The 2,753-nt window shown below is 78.6% G+C and carries 1 protein-coding gene; it reads right to left on the bottom strand.

The window, feature by feature from the left end; genetic code table 11:
- Window positions 1-2,753, bottom strand: a 2,753-nt coding sequence (locus tag ACFV4N_RS42410; RefSeq protein WP_499678350.1) for a type I polyketide synthase, incomplete at both ends; no start/stop codon positions are given.

The following is a 2,753-nucleotide window of genomic DNA, read 5'->3' on the forward strand; positions in this document are numbered from 1 at the left end:
TCGTCGAGCTGCCGGAAGCCGTCGCCCGGGTGGGCGGTGAACACCTCGGCGCCCTCGGCGCGCAGGCGTTCCGCGACGGTCGCGGCGACGCCGAGCGGGTCGGCGAACACCAGCCACGGGCCGTCGCCGACCCGCCCCGCCCGGACCGGGACCTGCCGCCAGGTCGGCACGTGGCACCAGTCGGCCGGGTCGGGCGCCTTGCCGGCGCGCACACCGGGCACGGGGCGCGCGCCCGACGTGGGAGCGGCTCCGGGCGCGACCGGCTCCGGCCAGAAAGCGGTGTGCCGGAACGGGTAGGTCGGCAGGCTCGTGGTGCGCCGGGTCGGGTCGGGGTCCAGCCGGGACCGGTCCACGGGCACGCCCCGGCTCCACAGCCCGCCCGCGGTGTCGAGCAGCACCTCCGCGTCCGGCCGGTCCTCGCCGGCCGCGGGCAGCGTCGGCGCCGCCACCACGCCCGTGCGCCCGGCGGCGAACAGCACCTGGGTGGCCAGGCTCGACAGGCCGCGACCGGGCCCCGCCTCCAGCAGCACCCCGAAGCCCTCGGCGGCGAGCAGTTCGACCGCGGGCCCGAACCGGACCGGCAGGCACAGGTGGTCGGCCCAGTAGGCGGGGTCGCGCGCCTGGTCCGCGGTGATCCACGTGCCGGTGGCGTTGGACAGGAACGGCACGGTCGGCTCGCCGCGCGGCACCGCGGCCACCAGGTCGGCCAGCCGGGACCGCAGCGGGGCGAGCGACGCGGAGTGCATGGCGCGCGACGCGGCGACCCGGCGGTGGGCGACGCGCTCGGCGGCCAGCCGCGACGCCACCGCGGCCACCGCGTGCTCCGGGCCGGCCACCACGGTCAGCCCCGGGCCGTCCACGGCGGCCACGGACAGCTCGGCGGTCAGCCGGTCGGCCACCTGGTCCTCGGGCAGCGCCACGGCGAGCATCGCGCCGGGCGGCGCGGTCGCCACGAGCCGGGCCCGGTCCACGACCAGCGCCAGGGCGTCGGGCAGGGTGAACACACCGCTCAGGCAGGCCGCGACGTACTCGCCCAGGCTGTAGCCGAGCAGCGCGTCCGCCCGCACGCCCAGCTCGTCCCACAGGCGCGCGCAGGCGTAGTCCACCGCGAAGACGGCCGCGTGCACGACGTCCACGGGGGTCGTGTCGCCCGCGGCGTCCCGGGCGAACAGGTCGTGGTGGCCCCGTTCGGCGAACAGCAGCGGCGCCGGGTCCAGGTCGCGCAGCTCCCGGCACAGCCGCACGCACTCGTCGAGGGCCGCGCGGAAGGCCGGGCGGGTCGCGTGCAGGCCCCGGCCCATGCCCGCGTGGTGGTCGCCCTGGCCGGGCAGCAGCAGGGCCGTGGCCGGGTGGTGCCCCGGCGGCACGTGGTGGTCCGGTGGCGCGTCCGCGAGGGCGGTCAGCGCGGTGGCGGCCTCGTCCCGGTCGTGGACCAGCAGCGCGGCGCGGTGCTCCAGCGCGGCGCGGCCCACCTGCGTGGTGAAGGCGAGGTCCGCCAGGTCGGCGCGGCCCGCGGCGACCTCGGCGGACAACCGGCGCGCGGTCTCGGCGAGCCCGTCGGCGTCGCGGCCGGAGACGGTCAGCAGCCGGGGGCCGGGTCGCGGCGCGGTCGGGCGTTCCGGCGGCGCCTGCTCCAGCACGACGTGGGCGTTGGTGCCGGACCAGCCGAACGAGCTGACCCCGGCGACCCGCGGTTCCGCGCCCGCCGGCCACGGCGTCGGCCCGGTGGGCAGCAGCACCGGGCACCGGCCCCAGCCGATCGCCGGGTTCGGCCGCACGTGGTGCAGGTTCGCCGGGACCACGCCGCGGTCGAGCGCGAGGACCGCCTTGATCAGTCCCGCCACCCCGGCCGCGCCCAGCAGGTGGCCGACGTTGGTCTTCACCGCGCCGACCACCAGCGGCGCGGCGCGGCCGGGGCCGAACACCTCCTGGAGGCCGTCCATCTCGATCGAGTCGCCCAGCCGGGTGCCCGACCCGTGCGCCTCCACGTAGCCCACGCGCGCCGGTTCGACGCCCGCCCGGTCGAGCGCGGCGCGGATGACCGCCACCTGCGCGGTCCCGTTGGGCGCGGTCAGGCCGTTGCTGCGGCCGTCCTGGTTCACCGCCGAGCCGCGCAGCACCGCCAGGACGCGGCCGCGCCGCCGCCGGGCGTCGCCCAGCCGCTGGAGCACCACGACGCCGCAGCCCTCGCCGATCAGGAACCCGTCGGCGTCGGCGTCGAACGCCTTGCAGCGGCCGTCCGCGGCGAGCATGTTCATCCGCAGCGCCTGCCGGACGGCGGTGGGGTGCACCACCGCGCTCACGCCGCCGGCCACGGCCACGTCGCACTCGCCGCGCCGCAGGCTCTCGGCCGCCAGGTGCACCGCGACCAGCGACGACGAGCACGCCGTGTCCACGGTGAGGCTCGGGCCGCGCAGGTCGAGCAGGTAGGACAGCCTGCCCGCGAGCACGCTGGGCGCGATGCCGGTGCCGAAGTGCGGGTCGTCGGGGCTGCCGGGGTCGGCCTCGGTCTGCGTCGCGGCGTACTGGCCGTCGGACATCATGCCGAGGAAGACGCCGGTCCGGCCGCCGCGCAGCCCGTCGGCGGCCAGGCCCGCGTGCTCCAGCGCGGCCCAGGCGACCTCCAGCGCCAGGCGCTGGCGCGGGTCCATGCGCAGCGCCTCGTTGGGCGAGAGGCCGAAGAACGCGGCGTCGAAGCCCGCCAGGTCGGTCAGGAAACCGCCCAGCAGGCCGTCGTCCTCAGGTCGGGCCGG

The sequence above is a fragment of the Actinosynnema sp. NPDC059797 genome, from assembly GCF_042732085.1.
GTDB lineage: Bacteria > Actinomycetota > Actinomycetes > Mycobacteriales > Pseudonocardiaceae > Actinosynnema.